The following is a 22,878-nucleotide window of genomic DNA, read 5'->3' as shown; positions in this document are numbered from 1 at the left end:
TGTTAATCACAGCATTGGCACTGCGTTAAATAGGCTTTTCTTATGACAAAAAGAAATGCTTGCACTCTTCTTCGCAACACGTCTATAACAAATATATCGAGCGTATTCGCTATAAAAAGATGAAGTTTTAACCATGCGATATGGGGTTATTGCACTGACTCGTAGCGGCGCGATTTATCGCGCAAATCCGACAGCAACTGTGTTGCAAAGCGCGCGATAAATCGCGCCGCTACGGCTGATCAGTACCCGATATCATCTGGCATCTAACCGGAGAGGAACCCACGATGGCTGTAAATCAGAGTCAGTTAGGACAGATGTTTGAACAGGTATTACGTCTGTCGAAAGTCGATGCCACCCAGAGCGTCGCTATTCTGAAAAGTCACTATTCTGATGCACGCACTGTGCAGGCAGCGACCGACGCTGCACTACGATTGGGCGCAAAAGTGTATTGCGTTGAACTGCCGGCGTTTAACCATCCCACGGCGATGGGCAACGACATGACCGCCTACTGCGGCGATACCGCGCTGACCGGAAACATCGCAGCCCAGCGTGCGCTGGAAGCGGCGGACCTGATTGTCGATACCATGATGCTGCTGCACTCGCCGGAGCAGGAACAAATCCTGAAGACCGGGACGCGCATCCTGCTGGCCGTCGAACCACCGGAAGTGTTGGCACGAATGTTGCCAACCGAAGAGGACAAAACGCGTGTGCTGGCTGCGGCGGCGGTGCTGGAGAAAGCGCGCATGATGACGGTGAAATCGCAGGCAGGTAGCGATTTCCGCGCACCGCTGGGGCAGTATCCGACGGTGACAGAATACGGTTATGCCGATGAACCCGGCCGCTGGGACCACTGGCCAAGCGGTTTCCTGTTCACCTGGCCGAATGAAGATCAGGCGGAAGGGGTGCTGGTACTCGAAGTGGGTGACATCCTGCTACCGTTCAAATCCTATGCCCGTGAACGTATCACGCTGGAAATTGAAAAAGGTTTTGTGACGAAGATCCACGGTGGCTTTGAAGCGGAATATCTGCGCGATTACATGAGCTACTTCAACGATCCGGAAGTGTATGGCATTTCGCATATCGGCTGGGGATTGCAGCCACGTGCGCAGTGGACAGCCATGGGACTGCACGACAAAAACGACGGTATGTGTATGGATGCACGCGCATTTTACGGCAACTTCCTGTTCTCCACCGGTCCGAACACCGAAGTGGGCGGCAAACGTAAAACGCCTTGTCATATGGATATCGCCCTGCGCCGTTGCGATATCAAAGTTGACGATCTGCTGGTGGTGGCCGAAGGCGAAGTGGTGGCACCGGAGGCTTCACGCGCGCGTTAATCTTGCGCAGGGAGCGGCTGTCAGCGCAGTAACAATGCATTACACTGCCTGGCAGTATCCGGAAAAAGGACCTTTTTATGTCACACGACCACACTTCCTCAGCGGAAGACAATTACGACTACACCCAACAGGTTGGCCATCTGCTGCGCAAAGTTTACCAGCGTCATGTGGCGATTTTTCAGCAACATGTGGGTGATTCACAGATTACGGCGGTGCAATTTATTACCCTCTGTGCGCTACGCGACCACGGCCCCAGTGCGCAGAATGACCTGGTACGTTACACCGCTGTCGATCAGGCCACCATTCGCGGCGTGGTTGAACGCCTGAAAGCACGCGATTTGGTCAGCCTCGGTCCCGATCCGACTGACAAGCGTAAGGTGATTGTGATGCTGACCGAGCCCGGACAGACGCTGATTCAGCACACCACCGATAACGCAGTTCGTATTACTGAAATGACGTATGGGCAGTTAAACCCCGCCGAACGAGTCGCGCTGGTTTATCTGCTCAGGAAAATGCTGGACGACACGAGCCAGCCATAACCCGGGGCGAGTGAGCCGCCTCGGTAAGGCGGTCAATAATGAAAATGATGGCACAACAGTCTGCCACACCGGTTTCACCTGCAGGTTTACGCTGTTATTCATTGAAGGTTAATGGCGAAGAAAGGGAAGTCACCAGCTACCGCGATACCTCGTTATTACTGGTATTGCGTAATGAATTGTCGCTTAACGGTCCAAAGTATGGCTGCGGCCTCGGCGAATGCGGTGCCTGCACCGTAATGATCGATGGCGTTGCGGCGCGAGCCTGCGTCATTCCGGCGTATGGCGTGCGGCAGCGCGCGGTGACCACCCTTGAAGGGTTGGGTAGCCGTGACGCGCTGCATCCGGTGCAGCAGGCGTTTATTGATGAACAGGCCGCACAATGCGGCTATTGCCTGAATGGCATGATCATGACCACCGCCGCGCTGTTGCGCGATCTCCCCTGCCCCAGTGACCAGCAAATCCGCTCCGCGCTGAGTGGCAACCTGTGCCGCTGCGGCACCCATCAGGAAATCCTCTGTGCGGTGAAGCGTGCGGTACAACTCTGTTTACAGCAGGCGGAGGCGCAGCAATGAGCCATTCCGCAGTACCCACCCAGCAACAGCTGCTGGATGCCGATAATGTGTTGCTGATCGTTGATGAAATCCAGCCTCCGCCCGGTCTGGTGCCAAAAGGACAAACCCCGAGCCTCAAACCGAAAGAACTGGCGCTGTTTCTCGCCATTGATGGTGCGGGTAATGTCTGGGCGTTTAACGGCCATGTCGATCTCGGTACCGGCGTGAAAACGGCGTTGACGCAAATCGTCGCGGAAGAATTGAATCTGCACATGGATCAGGTGCGGATGGTGCTGGGCGATACGCTGCGGGTGCCGAACCAGGGAGCGACCATTGCCAGCGCCACCTTACAAATTTCCGCCGTCCCGCTGCGTAAAGCCGCAGCGGTTGCGCGCCAATGGCTGACCCAGCAGGCTGCGACGCGTTTGCAGGTCACCGTTGATGAATTAACCCTTGATGCCGGGGAGTTTCGCCGGGCAGACGGCACCACCCTGCGCTTTGCAGAACTGGTCAACGGACAGCGCTACCAGTTACCCATTGCTCACGATGTACCGCTCAAACCCGCCAGCGAATACCGGTTAGTGGGCACCAGCTCACAGCGTGTCGATATCCCAGCCAAAGCCACCGGCGAACTGACCTGGGTGCATGATATGCGCCTGCCGGGGATGTTACATGGCCGGGTGATCCGTCCGCCCTATGCCGGTTATGACACCGGGCAATTTGTCGGGACGTCGCTGCTGAGCATTGATGAAAACTCCATTGCCCATCTCGACGGTATCGTCAAAGTGGTGCAAATCGCCGACTTTGTGGGCGTGGTGGCGGAACGCGAAGATCAGGCCATCGCGGCGATGGAAAGCCTGAAAATTCGCTGGAAGCCCTGGGAGCATATGCTGCCGGATATGCGTGACGTCGAGAAAGCGATTCGCGACAACCCCCGCACCTCGCGTGTGGTACACGATACCGGCGAGGTTGATACGGCGCTGGAAAACGTGGCGCAGCGCTTTACCCGCAACTATGTCTGGCCGTATCAGTTACATGGCTCGATTGGCCCTTCCTGTGCGGTCGCCGCTTATGATGAGGTGGGTCTACAGGTCTGGAGTGGTACCCAGAACCCGCATTTGCTGCGTGCTGACCTCGCCTGGCTGTTTGAAATTCCGGAAAGCGATATTGAGGTGAACCGCATGGAAGCGGCCGGTTGTTATGGTCGCAACTGCGCGGATGATGTGGCCGCGGACGCTGCACTGCTTTCCCGTGCGGTCGGTAAGCCGGTGCGCGTGCAGCTGACGCGCGCGCAGGAACACGTCTGGGAGCCGAAAGGCACCGCCCAGTTAATGGATGTCGATGGCGGCCTCGATGCGGCTGGCAACCCTCAGGTGTACGATTTCACCACCTCCTACCCTTCCAACGGCGCGCCAACCCTGGCTTTGTTACTGACCGGACGCGTTGACCCGGTAGCGCTGGCCTACGAGATGGGCGATCGTACTTCTATCCCGCCCTACGACTTTCCACATATGCGCGTCACCATCGAAGATATGGCCCCGATTGTGCGCGCGTCATGGATGCGTGGCGTGTCGGCTTTGCCGAATACTTTTGCCCACGAATCCTATATGGACGAACTGGCGCACGCGGCAGGCGTCGATCCCGTCGAGTACCGACTGCGTTATATCCAGGACGAACGCGCCGCAGAATTGATCCGCTCCACCGCCGACCGCGCGGGCTGGACGCCACGTACCGAACCGATGCAAAGCACCAGCGAATCCGGCGTGTTACGCGGGCGCGGCTTCGCTTATGCGCGCTATATCCACAGCAAATTTCCCGGCTTTGGTGCCGCCTGGGCCGCCTGGGTGGCGGACGTTGCTATCGATAAGCAGAGCGGTGAAATTGCCGTGACGCGCATTACCGTTGGCCACGATGCGGGCATGATGGTCAATCCTGCTGGGGTGAAACACCAGATCCACGGCAACGTTATCCAGTCCACCAGCCGCGTGCTGAAAGAACAGGTGACGATTGAAAGCAATATGATCGCCAGCCAGGAATGGGGCGGCTATCCGATCCTGACCTTTCCGGAAGTGCCGGATATTGATGTGATGATGATGCCGCGCCCGTATGAGCCACCGCTCGGAGCCGGGGAATCCGCCTCGGTTCCCAGCGCGGCAGCCATTGCCAATGCGGTGTTTGACGCGACCGGCATCCGCTTTCGCGAGTTACCCATCACCTCGGACAAACTACGCCAGGCACTGAACGGACCGGATCCGCAACCCGAGCCAGCATTGCCCGCGCCGCCACGCAAAAAATCCACCCGCCGCCGTAAATGGGCCTTTGGCGGTGCCGCAGGGTTACTCGGTGCTGCGATCGGCATCGCCACCAATGCGCTGCCCTGGCGCGCGGCTATCGCCCCGGTCACCCCGCCGCAGGCGGGTAGCTGGTCAATGGAGATGCTGGAACGTGGTCGCCAGGTGGCTGCAGCCGGTGATTGCGCGGTGTGCCACACCACCGAGGGTGGAGCGACCAACGCCGGTGGACTGAAGATGGATACGCCGTTTGGTGCCCTCTACTCCACCAATATCACCCCGGATAAGAAAACGGGCATTGGTAGCTGGTCGTTTACTGCCTTCGATCGCGCCATGCGCCAGGGTATCAGCCGCGACGGTCATCATCTCTATCCAGCGTTTCCCTACACCTCGTTTCGCCAGCTAAACGAAGAGGATATGCAGGCGTTGTATGCGTACCTGATGTCGCAGCCTGCGGTTGAACAGACACCACCGGCCAATGACATGCGTTTTCCGTTCAATATGCGTTTCCTGATGGCGGGCTGGAATACGTTGTATCTGCGCAGTGGTGAATATCAGAACGATCCGGCCAAAAGCGCCGAATGGAATCGCGGAGCGTATCTGGTCAACGGGGCCGGTCACTGTGGTGCCTGCCACTCCCCACGCAACCTGATGGGGGCGGAAAAATCCGGCGAACAGTTCCTGGCGGGAGGCTGGGTTGACGGCTGGGAAGCACCGGCCCTGAATCAGCTCAGCAAAGCGCCGCAGCCCTGGACGGCGGAGTCGCTCTACAATTATCTGCGTACTGGCTACGACGATAAGCATGGCGTGGCTGCCGGGCCGATGGCTCCGGTGGTAAGCCATCTCGCTACGCTGCCGGAAGCGGATGTGCGGGCGATGGCGAGTTATCTGGCGGATATTAATGGTCAGGCGGCGATACCTGAAGCGGTGCCACAGCCAGCGTTCAAACCTGCATGGAACACGGCCGCCGGGGAACGCCTGTTCAAAGGCGCATGTCAGGCCTGCCACAGCGCCAGTGACGGCGGACCGAAGCTGTTTGGCGTCAGCCCTGCCATGGCAAACAGCAGCAGCCTGACCAGCGCGACACCGGATAACCTGTTACAGGTGGTGCTGCACGGCATCGACAAACCCGCCACCGATGAGTTGGGCTATATGCCGGGCTTTGCTGCCAGTCTGTCGGATAAACAAGTGGCGGATATCGCCGCCTGGCTGCGCCAGCGTTATGCCCCGGACCAGCCCGCCTGGACTGACTTAACGGAAAAAGTGGCGCAGGTACGCGCGAATCCCAGCAGCCACTAACGCGGAGGAAAACTATGTTGTCACTCGATCAACGCGTTATCGACCAGGCGCTGCTGTGGTTGCAACAGGGGAAGACCATCTGGCTATGCACCGTGCTGCATAGCTGGGGGTCAGCCCCCCGCTCTCCCGGCGCCATGCTGGTGGCTGACGCGGAAGGCAACTGGCTGGGTTCACTTTCAGGCGGCTGTATCGAAGAGGATTTCCTGGCGCGGCTGCAACAGGGAGCGTATCCGCAGCCGAGTGAACGGGTGCGCTACGGAGCGGAAGGACTGGCCCCCCCGGTGCAGCTCCCCTGTGGCGGCATGCTGGATGTGCTGGTGGAATGTTTCGCCCCCCTGGAACGATCGCTGATGTTACTGAGCGCCATGCAGGCTGCGCTGAGTGGCGGCCCGTTGCTGACGCGTTACATCACGCTGGGTGTCGATCATGAATGGCAGGTTCTCGCTGCCGGTACATCTCTTCCGGTGCTGCGCTATGACGACAACTGTGCCGTGCTGCCGGTCGGTGCCGTGACCACGGTGTTCATTGCAGGTTATTCCGCGGTGGCGAGTGATTGTATTCGGCTGGCGTTGATGCTCGGCTTTCGCGTCGTGGTGTGTGAACATCGCGATGCAGAATTCAATCAATTACACGCGGCGGTCCAGCCGAGTGAAAATTTGCATTGCACACGGCAGCATCCCGCGCGTTATCTGGAGCAATCGGGCGCTTCAGCAGGAACGGCGATCCTCTGTCTCACCCATGATCCACGCGTCGATGATCTAACGTTGATGGAAGCGGTCAATACCCCGGCGTTTTATATTGGTGCCATGGGATCGGCGAAGAATAGCCAGCGCCGCTTTCAACGCCTTGCAGAATTGGGAGGATTATCCGAACAGGCGCTGGCGCGGATTCATGCTCCAGTCGGTCTGCCGATTGGCAGCAAAACCCCGGGAGAAATCGCCCTGGCGACGCTGGCGGATATTGTTCGTGTCAGGAATGGTTTGTAATATCAGGAAGATCGGCATCACGAATCACCCCAGCGTGGGCGCTGATTTTTTGCAGAATCGCCGGATCCAGCAATGCGCGTGCTCCATTATCCCCGTTTAACTGACTCAGCGCGTCACCATAACCTGCCGCAAAGCCTACCGGATGCCCTGGCAATCTATCCCAGCATAAACGCACCTGCTGCGCTCCTGCGGTAAGCAAGGCCGCTACGCGCTGATGATCCTGCGCGGTCACCCATGCCATATCACCCGGCTGAATCAACCAGCCTGACCAGCCTCGGGTCTGCCGTACCGCTGCAGCAATACTTTCGCCGCTGCCTGCACTGGCAATCGTGATGGAGGGAACCTGATAAAGCTCCGCAAGTTCGAGAATGGCGTGATATTCAGGACGCGTGACCAGCAACAAAGGCAGACCGGAAGCCTGTGCCTGTTGCAACGTGAGTGCCAGCAGGGGCTGCCGATTTCCCTGGGGTGCCAGCAGTTTATTGCCCTGCCCTCCGGCACGGATAAACCGTGAACCCAGGCCAGCAGCAAGGATGATTATGCCAGGTGTGTTCATATGAATTGATGGTTGCTAAGTCGGGGCACGTAGTATCTCGTGCCCCGGTTGAGTTAGCGACGATTTTTCCACACCGTCTGGATATTACAGAACTCGTAAACACCAAAGCTGGACAGCTCGCGGCCATAGCCACTTTTCTTCACGCCACCAATGGCCACGCGCGGATCAGAGGCTCCATTTCCGTTAATGAAGACTGCACCGGTTTCCAGTTTGCTGGCCAGTTCTGCGGCAACGGTTTCATTGCCGCTCCACACGGTAGCGCTGAGGCCAAATTCGCTATTGTTTGCCAGTTCCAGTGCGTGCTGCGCATCACGAGCGATGGTGATCGCCGCAACTGGCCCAAAAATCTCCTGCTGGAATGCCGTCATTTCCGGTGTGACATCCGCAAGGATCGTCGGGGCATAGTAGTTACCCACACCTTCGATCTTATGACCGCCAATCACCAGACGTGCGCCCTGAGCGATGCTTTGCTGCACCTGATTATCCAGCTCGTCGCGCAGATCGTAACGTGCCATCGGTCCGATATAATTCGCTTCATCCAGCGGATCACCGATTTTCAGTGCCTGTACCGCTGCGCTAAAACGCGCCTCAAACGCTTCTGCGACACTTTCTTCAATGATGAACCGTTTGGCTGCCATACACACCTGTCCGGTGTTCTGGTAGCGTCCTGTGACCGCTGAAGCAACTGCGGCATCCAGATCCGCATCGGCGAGAACGATAAAAGGATCGGCACCACCCAGTTCCAGGACGGTTTTCTTCAGTACGGCACCCGCCTGTGCGGCAATTGCCCCACCTGCACGAACGCTGCCGGTGACGGCAACAGCAGCAACGCGCGGATCCTTTATCGCAACCGAAACACCGTCGTTATCCACATTGATGACATTAAATGCCCCTTTGGGTAAGTCAGTGGCATCGAACAGGCTGGTCATCAGATTGGCGCAACCCATCACGCTGGTTGCATGTTTCAGCAGGTAGGTGTTTCCTGCCAGTAGCATGCTGACTGCTCCGCGTAATACCTGCCAGTAAGGGAAGTTCCATGGCATAACTGCGAGGATGACACCAAGCGGACGAAATGCCTGCCATGCCTGCTGATTTTCCACCAGCGTCGGTTTGTCAGCCAGCATCGCCGGGCCTTGTTCAGCATACCAGTCACACAGGTTGGCACACTTGAGCACTTCAGCACGTGCCTGAGCAATAGGTTTACCCATTTCTCGCGTTGCCATGGTAGCCAGTTCATCCTGGCGCTGGCGGATCTGCTCTGCCAGCTGGCGCAAAACCTGTACTCGCTGATCCAGTGTTGTGTTGCGCCACTGGCTGAAAGCCTGAGCACTTTGTTGCAGTGCGTTTTCCAGTTCAGCCGGGGTTTGCAGCGGATATGTTGCCAGGATTTCACCGTTGGCAGGGTTACGTGAGATTACATTGTCAGTCATAACAGCCTTCATCGTGAGTTTGTGTTGTCGATGAGGTTCACCTTACGCTGCGACCGGGTTGTTGAAAAATGAATATTAATAACAAACTTGTTCTCAGTATAAGAACGCAAAGCAGATTAACTTGCATTTGGCTAATGTCAGGATCCTGAATATGTTGTCGCAGACGTTTTATTCCCGATCGTGCTTTATTCCCCGTTCCGACAGTGTTTTTCAAAGAGTTATCCAGTTATACAGTGATTAGATCTCTAAGAAAGATCATAGAGAGATCTTAAAGAGATCCTAAGAGATCCCCGATCGTCGCAGGCCGCACCGGACAAGGGCTGAGAAGGTGATCGTGTTCACTATAATCAGCAAAGTGTTCACTGTAATCAGCATTATATTCACTGTAAGCAGTAGAATGTTCACTATAAACAGTGTTAATGTTCACTGTAATCAGAAACCGACCCTTTTCATCCACAGAATGAAGATCTCAGGCTATGGCAGATAAAGAGAGTGAAAACAAGGCGTTACTTGAACCTTTTCTGTCGGTGACAAAAAACAGCGGTGAAGTTATTCAGCTCCACCCTAACAAAAATAACACCGTACAACCGGTCGCCTTGATGCGCCTGGGATTGTTTGTCCCGACGCTGAAATCCACTGCTCGTGGTAAATCCGGCGCAATGGCTTCAACTGATGCCACTAAAGAGCTGAAAAACCTCTCACTGGTAAAAGCCGAAGGCTATGAAAAGATTACCATTTCCGGCGCAAGGCTGGATATGGATAATGATTTCAAAACCTGGGCTGGGATCATTCAGTCATTCTCGCGCTATCCATCGAAAGGAGACACGGTGACGCTGCCGTTTATCGATTTCGTAAAAATGTGCGGGATCCCTTCGGCAAACTCTTCTGCGGCCTTACGCAAGCGTTTAGATGCGTCATTACGCCGTATCGCGACCAATACCCTTTCTTTCGAAGGCAACGGTAAAGCCTATCATACCCACCTGGTACAATCGGCTTATTACGATCGTGAAAAGGATGTGGTACAGATTCAGGCGGATCCTAAGCTGTTTGAGTTGTATAACTTCGACCACAAAGTTTTACTGCAACTCCGGGCCATATCCCGGCTCAAGCGTAAGGAATCTGCACAGGCGCTTTACACCTATCTGGAGAGTCTGCCTACTAACCCTGCTCCCATATCACTGGCTCGCCTGCGTATGCGTCTCAACCTGGGTTCCAAAACCACCACCCAGAACCATGTGGTTCGTCGTGCAATGGAACAACTGAAAGAGATTGGTTATCTCGACTATTCAGAAGTAAAACGTGGGCGTTCAGTGTTTTTTATTATTCATAGCCGGACACCAAAACTGGATGGGATCAGCAATCTTGAAAGCATCGATGCGCTGGAAGATCTGGATTTCGATGACTAAGCCATATCGTTCACTGTAATCAGTAAACCGCGCGTTGCAGTGTCACTTTTAGCAGAAAAGTGACACTCCCCCTTCTCAATACATTCAATGTAATCAGCAGCTGCCCATCAGATTCACTGCAATCAGTAACATTCACTGTAATCAGCATTCCTGCCTTCTGCTACCAAACCTGATTCAACACACGTCGCAGAAGGTGACGAAATTGTTGGCATATATTGATAGTGAGCACTTACATTTTAGCGTTGCATCATCAGATGATCGTTATGCGGGCATGATTTGCTGATTACAGTGAACATCACTGGTTCGTATAGCCCCACTCATTACAGTGAATGCTTACGGCATGGCAGGCTACTGATTACAGTGAATGACATCATTTATCATGATGATTTTTAATGTTTTTTATGATTCAGGCCGATAGTGTTTACTGTAATCAGTATCTCGGGTATTTTCAGGGATAAAAAAGTGACAGGGTTGGTCACGTTTGCTGTTTACAGTGAATTTTTGCCTCACTATCTGATTACAGTGAACGCCAGATCGGCTCCTGATGCGATGAGTTGAGTTGAGTCATCAACTACGAGCGTCACGGTGTCACCGATTACAGTGAACGTTTTCCTTTGAGCCTGGTTTTCCTGCTACTGATTACAGTGAACATAGGATACTGGTTTGTTCGTTATCGGGCGCTGATTACAGTGAATGTTTTGCTCGGGCGTTTGTCCTTACCTCTTACTGATTACAGTGAATTTTGGCGGTTGCTGCCAATAGCACATCATCTCCTGCATGCAGTCTCTTACTGATTGCAGTGAACGTTCCCCTGCCCGCCCTTTAACCCGATACTGATTACAGTGAATGCTTAGTCCCTGTCTTCCTGGATACCACTTACTGATTACAGTGAACGTCTAACGCAATCCTTCAGTTTGTCCTCTACTGACTACAGTGAATATAACAGTGGTTTTTTAGCGTTTCTGATTGCTGATTACAGTGAATCTTACTCACACGTCCTGACGTATAAACTATCGGGAGAACCACTAAATCACTCTCCCACTCGTACTGACTACAGTGAATGTTTTATCTTCCCTGCCCTTTTCATCGTGGAAAATGCATTAGACGAGGAGGGATGGCGGTGTCTCAGAATGAGGAAACATTTGCTGATTACAGTGAATGTTTGCCGGTTTGCTGAAACCTTGAACTGAACAGAGTGAATCTAAGATGGTTATGTAGCCAGGTTTGCTGACTACAGTGAACGTCTGAGGATGTCGGAAAATTTGGCTTACTGATTACAGTGAATGATTGCGGTTTCCTTAATCGTGACCGCTGATTACAGTGAACGTTTTATTGAGGGCCATGATCGGCTTCTCTTTTACTGATTACAGTGAATGATTGAGTTCCCATCGCTTGGGGGTTAAACACATTACCTTAACCCTATCCGCGTTAACCCGGTTACTGATTATAGTGAACGTATAGCCCTGTTCTGCTGATTACAGTGAACGTTATGCTGATTACAGTGAATTGTCGTTTGCGTTGCTGGTAAAGCTTGCTGACTACAGTGAATCTTCCCTGCTCCCTGCTCCCTGCTCCCTGCTCCCTGCTCCCTGCTCCCTGCTCCCAGGCGCATGTTTACTGATTACAGTGAATCTTTATATGTACGTTCGAAAAATAATCAGCTCATCATTTGTTCGCTTCAGCAGGATGGCTCTCATTTCAGCACTGATTACAGTGAACGTTTTAAATAACTCCCTCTTGCGCAAGGTGTTTGGTTCGCATCAGTTGTTTCTGAGCAAATGAGATAGATTTGCCTGATGTGCAGGATTTCGGTATAAAGTCATAAATCCTACATGTGTGGAGCAACTATGGCTAACGATGAAAAGCAGGTTCTGAAGGTCGCTCAACGTTCTGAGAAAATGCTAATGAGCCTGACAGAACAGATTCAGGCACAAAAAGAAGAATTGCAGGAAAATACTTTTTACCAGGTTTACGCTAAAGCGGCACTGGCAAAGTTACCTAAGCTGACGCGCGCCAGTGTCGATTATGCTGTGAATGAGATGGAAGAAAACGGTTATCCGTTTGATAAGCGTGCCGCCGGTAGCTCAACCAAATATGCAATGTCGATTCAGAACATTATCGACATCTATCACCATCGCGGTGTGCCAAAGTACCGCGACCGTCACGGTGATGCATTCACGTTATTCGTGGGTAACCTGAAAGGTGGTGTGTCTAAAACGGTATCGACCGTATCGCTGGCCCACGCACTTCGTGCTCATCCACATTTGTTATTTGAAGATTTGCGTATTCTGGTTATCGATCTGGACCCGCAATCCTCCGCAACCATGTTCCTCAATCATGAGCGTTCAGTGGGATTAGTTGAAGCAACCGCCGCACAGGCGATGTTGCAGAATGTCAGTCGCGAAGAATTGCTGAACGAATTTATCGTTCCGTCCATTATTCCTGGTGTTGATGTACTACCCGCATCCATTGATGATGCGTTCATCGCTTCACGCTGGGATGAACTTTGTGCCGAGCATCTGCCCCAGCACAATGTTCATTCTGTGTTGCACGATAATGTGATTGCCAAGCTGAAGAAAGATTATGACTTCATCTTCATCGACAGTGGCCCTCACCTCGATGCATTCCTGAAAAACGCGATTGCCGCGTCTGATTTACTGATGACGCCAGTTCCCCCGGCTCAGGTCGATTTTCACTCGACGCTGAAGTATCTGACGCGTCTGCCGGAGCTGATTGGCATCATTGAGGAATCCGGTGCGAGTTGCCGTTTACAAGGCAATATAGGATTTATGTCGAAGCTCTCCAACAAAGCTGACCACAAACTTTGTCATAGCCTCGCTAAAGAAATTTTTGGCGGTGACATGCTGGATGCAGCCTTGCCAAGGCTTGATGGTTTTGAGCGCTGCGGAGAGTCGTTTGATACTGTAATTTCGGCCAATCCTTCTACCTATGTCGGCAGTAGTGAAGCCCTGAAGAATGCACGTTCGGCTGCTGAGGATTTTGCCAAAGCCGTGTTTGATCGCATTGAATTTATTCGCCTGAACTGAGGTTACTATGAGCGCAAAACGCATAACGATTGGCAGAACTTTTAGCCAGACACCGCTGCAAACAGAAGAAACATCAGAAGGCCATACCCAAACCTTTATCCTGTCCACAGGTAAACGCGCCCAGTTCACCCTGGAACACATCGCTGCAAAAGATATTGAAGAAAAAACCTTTGTTGTGATGGAAACGAATGGTCGCGACCAATCAGGTCTGACACCTGAATCCCTGCGCGACATCATCCGTACCATCAAACTCCAGCAGTTCTTCCCGGCCATTGGTGTTAAGCGTGATGATCGCATCGAGATTCTCGATGGTTCACGCCGCCGTGCGGCCGCGCTGCATTGCAGAACGGGTCTTGATGTTCTGGTTACCGATGCCTCTATTACGGCAGAAGAGGCTCGTCGCCTGGCACAGGATATTCAGACTGCTCGCGAACACAACCTGCGTGAAGTGGGGATGCGCCTGCTGGCGCTGAAAGAGGGTGGCCTGTCGCAAAAAGAAATTGCCCAGAGCGAAGGACTTTCACAGGCTAAGGTGACGCGTGCATTGCAGGCGGCCAGCGTACCTGCCGATCTCATCACGTTATTCCCCAACCATTCGGAGCTGACCTATCCTGATTATAAATCCCTGTTGCAGGCTTATGAAAAGTTGCAGGAGACGGGTCAGACGGTTGAAGCGTTGATTGATGCCATTGGTATGGATGTTGATACCGTTTGTGCCAGAGACGGATTAGCGGAAGATGAAGTGAAGAACGCTATTCTGCGTCTGGTTCGTAATGGAAGCCAGACTCTGGTTCAATCCCCGGCAAAAGATAAAGTGGTCGCCACCGCACTCTGGACCTTTGCCGATAAAGATCGCTTTGCGCGTAAAAAGACGCGCGGCCGCATGTTCAGCTATGAGTTCAATCGACAGTCAAAAGAGCTTCAGGATGAACTTGATCGGGTGATTAACGAGACCCTGAGCAAATACCTCAATCAGTGAGCAACGCCGCCTTCGGGCGGTTTTTTTTGCCCTTATTTCCTTCGCCAGCGTGATTTCACCGCTAACTGCATGAAATCTCAGTAATGAGGCCTAAAATTTCAGGCCGAAATCGCCAACCCCTCAGATTCTTTCGCATAACCTGTGATCGCAAATTAACCATCTGAATGTCAATGCGACAATCAAGCAATTGATGCCCCTGAGAGTCAGCTTTGGCTGGGGAACCATAAAGCTCGCCACGCCGATTTCACGCCTATCTCTATGAATATCATGATATTTAGAAAAAGATTTCAGGGTGAAATCGCCACATGGATGCACCCTGTCGTGATGCCAGCATAGATACCGGCCAAAAATAGTCAGATGATATGCAACGATTTATCCACAGAAAAAGTGGATAACTTTCATCAGTCTGATATTTGCTAACAGCGCAATATCATGCCAGCAACTGTAATGCTGAAGAGAACTGCCAGACGGCATCCCTGACCTTGACAGGTTTATTAATTAAACCCAGCGCATAGAAACGATCGGCAATCGCCTGTTGTTCTTTGATAACCTCAAAGGACATGGCACGCGTCTGATGGCTACGACGCGATAAAGCACGTTCAACCGAATGCGTTTCAAGACCCAATTCCTGAGCCAGCAGCATGGCGGATTCCTTTCTATGGTTATCAATGAATTGCCCGGTGTGCTGTAAGGCTTCCACCAGTTGGTGGACAATATCATCGTGCTGCTGCACGTAATCACGGCGGGCCAGATAAAATTGATGATTACGCACGCGCCCTTCACCATTCGCAATAATCCGCAGCGCTGGGTTATTTTCCGCTGCGCTAAGTAAGGGGTCCCACATCATCCAGGCATCAACAGCAAGGTAATCGCTTACGGTTAGCGGATATTTTGGCGGAGCGTAAACCACTTTTATCTCATCAAGACCGATCCCGGCTTCATCCAGCAACTGCAACAATAACCAATGAACGTTGGAGCCTTTATTGACAGAAATACGCTTGCCACGCAAATCGGCAAGTGTCGTGATGTCGCTTTCGATGGGAACAACGATGCCCACGCTACCTGGCGCAGGCGGCTCCCAGGCAATATAGGTCACCGCATTGCCGCTGGATTGAGCAAAAATCGGGGGGACTTCCCCGGTAGTACCGAAATCAATTTCGTTATTCTGTAAGGCATAAAGTAACTGAGGGCCAGCGGGGAACTCACTCCAAAGCACATTTACGCCCTGCTTTGCAAAGCACTGTTCAAGGCTCTGGCGGGCTTTTAACACGCCAAGATTGCCAAACTTTTGATAACCGATGTGGAGTTCGCGTTCACTGGACTGAGACACCAGCGACGCAGCCTGGGAAGCAGGTGATGACTTGCGACGGCCCTTGATTACCCCCTGATTAGCTAAATGAGTACGTAAGGTATGGCGGCTAATGCCTAATAAGGTGGCGGCCTGGGTCTGGTTGTTATCCGATAGCGCCAGCGCGTTATTAATCAGGCTATCGATGACCCGATCAAACAACTTATGGGGGTCATTAGCCAAATGCTGACGCAGGAAATTATCCAGTGATGAATCCTGCATATCGACAAAACGATGTTCACTGTAACCAGCAAGTCGCAGTTGTGCGGGGGTGAGCGTTTCTTCGCGACTAAGCAGTACCGCGTTATGCAATGTGTTCTCAAGTTCCCGAATATTGCCAGGCCAGCTGTATCCCAGCAGCGCTTCAAGTGCGTCTGGTGACAAGTGCCTTGCCGGACGACCAAGGCGTCGGGCATACAAATTGAGGAAATGCTGAGCCAAAACCGGAATATCCTCGCGGCGTTGCCGCAAGGGCGGCAAAGGGACAACCGCAATATTGAGACGATAAAATAAATCCTCACGAAAACGACGTTCCCGAATGGCCTGGACAAGGTCAACGTGTGTCGCTGCGATCACCCTGACATCAACTTTGATGGGTTTTCGCGAACCGACGCGTGTAATTTCGCGTTCCTGCAACACGCGTAAAAGCTTTACCTGCAATGACAAACTCAGCTCACCGATCTCATCCAGCAACAGGGTGCCGCCCTGAGCCGATTCAAACCAGCCAGGATGTGCTTGGGTTGCGCCAGTAAAGGCGCCTTTCTCATGCCCGAATAATTCAGCCTCGGCAAGGCTCTCGGTTAATGCGCCACAGTTGACTGCCAGAAAAGGGCCATGACGACGCGTGCTGTTATGATGCAGATAACGCGCAACCACTTCTTTACCGGTACCTGTCTCACCAACAATCAGCACCGTAGCATCGGTTGGCGCAAACTTATCAAGCAGCGACTGGAAAGCGCGTGAAGCTGGATCGACCAGGCGAGGTGAATCATTGAAATCAGTATAGGTTGTCAGCATGGTAACTATCCTTATTGAAGCATAGGCACACGCTAACCAGGCACGTTCACTGTGAACAGCAGGAAAAAAGCATAAGGAGTTGCATATGCAGCAAATGCTGTTGTGGCACGGTTGCGATTGCAACAAGCGGAGTTGCCACATCAGACAATAACGTACTGATAAAGGTGGATTTATCGGTGTCACGAAGCTGGCATGGTTTTCGCTATGGTCTTTATAACTAAATAAATGCACCCGAATGATCATTTTTTAATAAAGTTATATAGGAAATGCAGAATGGCTGACTCTGCAAATGAGAACATCAATGTCTTCTGGTTTCTTCCTGCACACGGCGATGAGCGCTATTCGGTGGCAGAGTTACTTCTGACTCTGCTACCTTTGGCACATGGTCAACGGCAGCGCGCACGTAGCGTCAACATCGGGCTTGTTGGTGAAACTATCGGTGGTGATAAACGTCCGACTAAACAGGCGAGCGCCAGCTAATGCTGAAGACAGGCAGTGGGGACAAGGCGATGCAGACACCGCATGTGATTATCGTAGGGGGAGGATTCAGCGGCACGGCGCTGGCGATTCATCTTGCCCGCACTGCGACAGCGCTGTTGCGTGTGACGGTAGTTGAACCCCGGAGCACCCTCGGTGCAGGTGTGGCTTATTCAACCGAGGAGCCTGCGCATCGCATCAACGTCCCTGCTGCGCGTATGCAACTGAGCGGTGACGAACAAGGAGCCTTTGACCGCTGGTATCGTCAGCAACCCGAATGTTCACTGGATTCAGTAGCGCATTGCGCCGATGGCGCGGTTTACCCGCAACGAGGGATGTTTGGCCGCTATCTGGCGGAGCAGTTTGCGCAGGCAGCCAGACAATATCCCCAGGTGGCGTTACGCCACATTCAGGCCAGCGCCATCGCGTGGGAAGGGAAGCAACTGCTGCTGAGCAATGGAGAGACGCTGCAAGGCGATGTACTGGCATTGGCTATCAGCCATCCGCCACCCGCGCTACCACGCGCCTTACAGCCCTTTGCAGCACATCCAGCGTTGATTGCCAACCCGTGGCAGCGGGGGGTTCTGGATAACATCGCAGGCAATGCCTCGGTTGCGATTATCGGTACCGGCCTGAGTATGGCCGATGTAGTGGCATCGCTGGCAACGCGTCAGCATTATGGGCCGCTGCTGGCCTTCTCGCGCCGTGGGCAGTTATCACGCGCCAATCTGAGTGGGGAGTGGCCGGAATGGTCGCTAGCCCCACAGAGGCAGCCAGGCGTTCGTCCGTGGCTACACCATATTCGCGCGGAAGTGGCACGCGCCGCTGAACAACAGTTGCCGTGGCAGCGTGTTCTGGATGAGGTGCGCGTACAGGGGCAAAGTATCTGGCAGTCGCTGGCACTGGTTGAACAGCAGCGTTTTGTGCGCCATCTGCGCTCCTGGTGGGACGTGCATCGTTATCGCATTGCGCCACAGGTGGCAGCGGTTATAACCGAGCGGCAGCAGGCGGGGAGCATGCGGGTGTTGGCTGCTCGCCTCGTCAGCATCAATGCCAGTGCGCAACAGCTGACAATTCAGCTGCATACGCGCCATGGCGTGACGGAAAATCATCAACTCGATCACCTGATTGTCACTACCGGCCCTGCTCATGAAGCATTGACGGCCAGCCAGCCATTGCTGCGATCCCTTAGCCAGCAGGGCATTATCCGCGCTGATGCGCTCGGCTTTGGTATTGATGTCGATAGCCAGTCGCGCGCGCTGACGTCATCCGGTCAGCCTAACGCGGCGTTGTTCGTGGTTGGTCCAGCGGCCAGAGCACGGTTTGGTGAACTGATGGGCCTGCCGCAGGTGGCTGACCACGCCGCTGCTGTGGCGCGCCAGATTCTGCAACTCGCTCACGCTGAGCGATGTCCGCCTTTCGCACCTTAATTTCCCAACATTTCCCCAAAATTAACTGACGAACGCCGGGTCGCACCGCGATCACGGCCTCGCTATGGAGATTGCTATGCCATCGCAACGTGAAATTCGCCTGAATGCTTTTGATATGAACTGTGTTGGACACCAGTCGCCGGGCCTGTGGGCACATCCGCGTGACCGTTCCTGGCAATACAAAGACCTGGGATATTGGGTCGATTTAGCCCGCCTGCTGGAGCGGGGAAAATTCGATGGGCTGTTTATCGCCGATGTACTAGGTATCTACGACGTGCTCAACGGTAATGGCGATGCAGCGATTCGCCAGGCGACACAGGTTCCAGTGAATGATCCGTTGGCGTTGATTACGCCGATGGCACTGGTTACCGAACATCTGGGTTTTGGACTGACGGCATCGTTATCGTTTGAACACCCTTACCCGTTTGCCCGTCGCCTCTCGACGCTCGATCACCTGACCAAAGGGCGTATCGGCTGGAATATTGTCACCTCGTACCTCGAGAGTGGCGCGCGCAATATTGGCCACAAAGCGCAAACCGATCACGACAGCCGTTATGACTATGCCGACGAGTATTTGCAGGTTGTCTATAAACTGCTGGAAGGGAGCTGGGAAGCGGATGCCGTGCTGCGTGACCGCGAGCGGCGTATCTTCAGCGATCCACGCAAAATTCATCCGATTAACCATCAGGGCACCTTCTTCAACGTGCCGGGGATTCACCTCTGTGAACCGTCACCACAGCGTACCCCGGTTTTGTATCAGGCAGGGGCTTCCAGCCGGGGCAAGCAGTTTGCGGCGGAACATGCCGAATGCGTTTTTGTGGCTGCGCCCTCCAAAGTGCTGCTGAAGAAAACGGTGGCAGATATTCGTCGTCGCGCGGCCGAAGCGGGACGCGATCCACGCAGCATTCTGATCTTTAACCTGCAAACGGTGATTGTGGGTGAAACCGATAAAGCGGCTCAGGCGAAGTGGCAGGAATACAAAAATTGGGTGAGCTACGAAGGTGCGCTGGCGCTGGTATCAGGCTGGACCGGCATCGACTTTGGCCAGTATCAGCCGGACCAGGTATTGAAGTACCTGCACACCAATGCCATTCAGTCAGCGGTTGAAACCTTCTCGACTGCCGATCCCAATCGCCAGTGGACCGTTGCCGCCCTGGCGGAATGGGTCGGCATTGGTGGCTTCGGGCCGCTGCTGGTCGGTAGCGCGGAAACAGTCGCAGATGAACTGCAAAGCTGGGTAGAAGAAACTGACGTCGATGGCTTCAACCTGGCGTATGCGCTGACTCATGAAACTTTCAAAGACGTAGTGGAGTTATTGATCCCTGAGCTGCAAAAACGCGGCGTATTTAAGAAAGAGTACGCCAGCGGCACGCTGCGCGAGAAGTTGTTTGCTGCCGGGCCACAGTTACAGGCACCCCATCCCGGGGCGGGTTATCGCGTACAGCCGGTGCCGCAGGGGGTTATATGATCGAAATCGACGCGCTGAGTAAGCACTATCGCGCCCCCGATGGTCGCGTGACTGAGGTGCTGAAGTCAATCAACCTTGAAGTCCAGCCAGGCAACATCACGGCGGTGGTCGGGCCGAGCGGGGCAGGAAAATCGACGCTGGCGAAATGCATCAGCCTGCTGGAGCAGCCGAGTGCGGGTAGCATCCGCGTTAATGGTCACGATCTTTCACGGCTGAGTGGTGAGGTCCTGCGTCGTGAACGACGCGCCATAGGGACGGTGTTTCAGTCTTCCGCATTGCTACAGCGTAAATCGGCGTGGGAAAACATCGCACTACCGCTGCGCTATCTCGGTGTGGTTGAGCGTGATATCGCGGCGCGGGTAGGGGAGCTGCTGGAAAATGTCGGGCTGAGCCATAAAGCCAGGGCCTTTCCTGCGCAGCTTTCCGGCGGGCAGCGTCAGCGTATTGGTATCGCCCGAGCGCTGGCACTGCGCCCCTCGGTATTGCTGGCCGATGAAGCGACATCCGGCCTTGATCCTGAAGCCACCGTCACCATTCTCGACCTGCTGCGCAAGCTGCGTGATGAGTATCGTCTGGCAATCGTATTGATTACCCATGAGATGGACGCGGTGCGTCGGGCAGCAGATGCCGTCGCGGAGATTCGCGACGGGCAGATTGTGCATTACGGCGTGGTGAAACAGCTGCTGGCGCAGCCTGATTCACGCCTGGCACAGCAGCTGTTGCCGCTGGCTCCACAGCCCGCGTCGTCAGAACTGGTGCTTCAGCTCAGTTATCGCACCGATGTGCCGGTTGCCAGTGACTGGATATCACGCCTGAGCCAGCAATTTGCACTGCGCATCGATCTGTTGGGGGCACACGTTGAGCAGGTGAATGGCCTGCAACTGGGACGCCTGCAGGTTGGCGTTCATTTTCAGCGTGAGCGTGTGCCTTTGTCACATCTGCTCAGCCAGCTGGAACAGCTGGGGTTAAGCGGCAGCGTCGTCGCGGGTGTAGCGGTATTAAAGGAGGCGGTATGAGTGTCTCCGTGATGAGTCAGGATACTCCGTGGAATGAGATCCCGGCATTGATGCTGCCTGCCATCGAAGAAACCGCGTTGATGGTCGGTATCGTGATGCTGTTTGTCGTGAGCTGCGGTGGGGTAGTGGGGGTGGTGCTGTTTAACACCTCCGTGCGGGGTTTGTTTCCCCACCGTGGCGTGCACCGGGTACTGAGCTGGATCGTCAATATGGGCCGTTCGTTACCCTTTCTGGTCCTGATGGCGGCGATTATTCCGTTCACCTTTTGGCTGACCGGTACCACCATCGGCATTCCGGCTGCGGTAGTGCCAATGATCGCTGCGGGTATCCCGTTTTTTGGCCGCTTAGTGGATAACGCGCTGCGTGAATTGCCGGCCGAAGTGACGGCCGTGGGGCTGGTATGCGGTGGTTCGCGCTGGCAGATCATTCGTCAGGCGCAGCTGAGTGAAGCCCTGCCAGCCATCGTTGCCGCCATCACGCTCAACCTGATCTCGATGATCGAGTATTCCGCGATTGCTGGCACCATCGGCGCAGGCGGGATTGGCTATCTGGCGGTGGTGTATGGCTATCAGCGTTTTGATAACCACATCATGGTCGCCACCATCGTGGTGCTGATCGCCCTTATTCAAACGATTCAATTTCTCGGTGACCGGCTGGTTACCGCATTACGCCATCCTCAGGGGACATCGCTATGACAACACAAGAATTTGAATTACGTAAAACCCGCCGCTGGCCGTGGCTGCTACTGATTATAGTGGTCATTGCTGGCGCGGCGGCGGCGTGGTTATGGCGTAGCCAGCAACCACAGGCGGTGGTGTTTGGCACTACCTTAAAAATTCACTATGAACCGGCGATGGCGGGTGAGCAGAAGCTGATTGAGTTTGTGAACGACCATATCGCGCCAGATTATGGCCTGAAGCTGGAAGCGGTAGGCGTTCAGGACCCGGTGCAGGCAGACCGGGCGGTAGCCGAGGGACAATATGCCGCCACGGTTTACCAGCATCAATGGTGGCTAAAGCAGGTCGTGGATGCGAATAATTTTGCCCTGACGCCAGCATTACCGTTATTCCAGTGGGCATTCGGTATCTATTCCGATCGTTATACCTCGGTTGAGGCGTTGCCACAGGGCGCAACCATTGTTGTTCCGGATGATGGGGCGAACCAGGGGCAAGCGTTGTGGCTGCTGGCACGCCAGGGGCTGATTACTCTCGATCCTAATGTTGAACCTCGTACTGCAAAACTGAAAAACATCACCGGCAATCCACACGGTTTTGTGTTCAAAGAACTGGATTTGCTGACGATGCCACGTGCACTGAACTCAGTTGATGCGGCGATAGGTTATGTGTCGCAGTTTGATGCCGGGAAGGTGCCGCGTGACAAAGGCATTTTGTTCCCGCCCGCGCCAAAGACGTTTGCCTCACAGCTGGTGATCGGCACGCCGTATCTGTCGCAGGAGAATATCGAAAAGCTGAAACAGGCGTTTTCTGACCCGCGCTTACAGCAATGGCTGAAGACCACCGATGATCCGCTGGTAAAAGGTGTTTTGGTGCCGGTTTCCGCTGACTGAACCCGTCATTTTTCGCGCTTACCCGGTCACGCTATGCGTGCCCGGGCTTTTGTGTTTTTTTCTATTTATCTTATTGATATATAACAAATAAATATCAATATTTGTTGTTTTGGATCGACATGATTAACGCTTAT

The 22,878-nt window shown here is 53.9% G+C and carries 17 protein-coding genes; 14 read left to right on the top strand and 3 right to left on the bottom strand.

Annotated features, from left to right (window positions below; all coding sequences use genetic code 11):
- The first annotated feature begins 284 nt into the window (after nt 1-284).
- The 5 genes from CUN67_RS20750 (at nt 285) to CUN67_RS20730 (ending at nt 7,003) form a co-directional block, all read left to right on the top strand.
- The gene (locus CUN67_RS20750; RefSeq protein WP_208717354.1) at nt 285-1,337 is read left to right on the top strand and encodes a 2,5-dihydroxypyridine 5,6-dioxygenase; all 1,053 of its coding nucleotides are present in this window, start codon (nt 285-287) and stop codon (nt 1,335-1,337) included.
- A gap of 77 nt (nt 1,338-1,414) precedes the next feature.
- Nucleotides 1,415-1,876: a MarR family winged helix-turn-helix transcriptional regulator gene (locus CUN67_RS20745; protein WP_208717353.1), complete on the top strand. Its 462-nt coding sequence runs from the start codon at nt 1,415-1,417 to the stop codon at nt 1,874-1,876.
- 44 nt (nt 1,877-1,920) lie between these two features.
- Nucleotides 1,921-2,448 carry a (2Fe-2S)-binding protein gene (locus CUN67_RS20740; protein WP_439332291.1) on the top strand — a complete coding sequence of 176 codons (528 nt, stop codon included), beginning with the start codon at nt 1,921-1,923 and terminating at the stop codon, nt 2,446-2,448.
- Complete coding sequence (locus CUN67_RS20735; RefSeq protein ID WP_208717351.1) at nt 2,445-6,017, top strand: molybdopterin cofactor-binding domain-containing protein; 3,573 nt, start codon at nt 2,445-2,447, stop codon at nt 6,015-6,017. Before CUN67_RS20740 ends, CUN67_RS20735 begins: the two co-directional genes overlap by 4 nt.
- 14 nt (nt 6,018-6,031) lie before the next feature.
- On the top strand, nt 6,032-7,003 hold the full coding sequence (locus tag CUN67_RS20730; protein ID WP_208717350.1) for an XdhC family protein: 972 nt from the start codon (nt 6,032-6,034) through the stop codon (nt 7,001-7,003).
- Here the strand turns inward: CUN67_RS20730 and CUN67_RS20725 are convergent.
- Entirely contained in the window at nt 6,987-7,559 is a 573-nt protein-coding gene (locus CUN67_RS20725) for a nucleotidyltransferase family protein (protein ID WP_208717349.1), read from the bottom strand. The genes CUN67_RS20730 and CUN67_RS20725 overlap by 17 nt on opposite strands.
- 53 nt (nt 7,560-7,612) lie before the next feature.
- Nucleotides 7,613-8,989 carry an aldehyde dehydrogenase family protein gene (locus tag CUN67_RS20720; RefSeq protein ID WP_208717348.1) on the bottom strand — a complete coding sequence of 459 codons (1,377 nt, stop codon included), beginning with the start codon at nt 8,987-8,989 and terminating at the stop codon, nt 7,613-7,615.
- Nucleotides 8,990-9,465: 476 nt separating this feature from the next.
- On the opposite strand from CUN67_RS20720, the gene CUN67_RS20715 reads away from it, so the two are divergent.
- The 3 genes from CUN67_RS20715 (at nt 9,466) to CUN67_RS20705 (ending at nt 14,421) form a co-directional block, all read left to right on the top strand.
- Nucleotides 9,466-10,395 carry a RepB family plasmid replication initiator protein gene (locus CUN67_RS20715; protein WP_208717347.1) on the top strand — a complete coding sequence of 310 codons (930 nt, stop codon included), beginning with the start codon at nt 9,466-9,468 and terminating at the stop codon, nt 10,393-10,395.
- 1,847 nt (nt 10,396-12,242) lie between these two features.
- Nucleotides 12,243-13,442, top strand: a complete 1,200-nt coding sequence (locus tag CUN67_RS20710) for an AAA family ATPase (RefSeq protein WP_084881176.1) — start codon at nt 12,243-12,245, stop codon at nt 13,440-13,442.
- A gap of 7 nt (nt 13,443-13,449) precedes the next feature.
- On the top strand, nt 13,450-14,421 hold the full coding sequence (locus CUN67_RS20705) for a ParB family protein (RefSeq protein ID WP_208717346.1): 972 nt from the start codon (nt 13,450-13,452) through the stop codon (nt 14,419-14,421).
- A gap of 430 nt (nt 14,422-14,851) precedes the next feature.
- Here the strand turns inward: CUN67_RS20705 and CUN67_RS20700 are convergent, their stop codons facing one another.
- Complete coding sequence (locus CUN67_RS20700; RefSeq protein WP_208717345.1) at nt 14,852-16,786, bottom strand: sigma-54-dependent Fis family transcriptional regulator; 1,935 nt, start codon at nt 16,784-16,786, stop codon at nt 14,852-14,854.
- A 273-nt stretch (nt 16,787-17,059) separates the two neighbouring features.
- On the opposite strand from CUN67_RS20700, the gene CUN67_RS20695 reads away from it, so the two are divergent.
- The 6 genes from CUN67_RS20695 to CUN67_RS20670 all read left to right on the top strand — a co-directional run bounded on the left by CUN67_RS20695 (nt 17,060) and on the right by CUN67_RS20670 (nt 22,744).
- Nucleotides 17,060-17,266, top strand: coding sequence for a hypothetical protein (locus tag CUN67_RS20695; RefSeq protein WP_208717344.1), 207 nt, complete (start codon nt 17,060-17,062; stop codon nt 17,264-17,266).
- A gap of 29 nt (nt 17,267-17,295) precedes the next feature.
- On the top strand, nt 17,296-18,693 hold the full coding sequence (locus tag CUN67_RS20690) for an FAD/NAD(P)-binding protein (protein ID WP_208717343.1): 1,398 nt from the start codon (nt 17,296-17,298) through the stop codon (nt 18,691-18,693).
- Nucleotides 18,694-18,769: 76 nt separating this feature from the next.
- Complete coding sequence (locus CUN67_RS20685) at nt 18,770-20,161, top strand: LLM class flavin-dependent oxidoreductase (protein ID WP_208717342.1); 1,392 nt, start codon at nt 18,770-18,772, stop codon at nt 20,159-20,161.
- Nucleotides 20,158-21,177: a methionine ABC transporter ATP-binding protein gene (locus CUN67_RS20680; RefSeq protein ID WP_208717341.1), complete on the top strand. Its 1,020-nt coding sequence runs from the start codon at nt 20,158-20,160 to the stop codon at nt 21,175-21,177. The genes CUN67_RS20685 and CUN67_RS20680 overlap by 4 nt, the downstream gene beginning before the upstream one ends.
- Nucleotides 21,174-21,872: a methionine ABC transporter permease gene (locus tag CUN67_RS20675; protein WP_208717340.1), complete on the top strand. Its 699-nt coding sequence runs from the start codon at nt 21,174-21,176 to the stop codon at nt 21,870-21,872. The genes CUN67_RS20680 and CUN67_RS20675 overlap by 4 nt, the downstream gene beginning before the upstream one ends.
- Nucleotides 21,869-22,744, top strand: a complete 876-nt coding sequence (locus CUN67_RS20670) for a MetQ/NlpA family ABC transporter substrate-binding protein (protein ID WP_208717339.1) — start codon at nt 21,869-21,871, stop codon at nt 22,742-22,744. Before CUN67_RS20675 ends, CUN67_RS20670 begins: the two co-directional genes overlap by 4 nt.
- Nucleotides 22,745-22,878: the final 134 nt, after the last annotated feature.

It is taken from the genome of Pantoea cypripedii, from assembly GCF_011395035.1.
GTDB lineage: Bacteria > Pseudomonadota > Gammaproteobacteria > Enterobacterales > Enterobacteriaceae > Pantoea > Pantoea cypripedii_A.
Note: the sequence above shows the minus strand (reverse complement) of the source record. Positions and strands in the feature narration are given on the sequence as shown.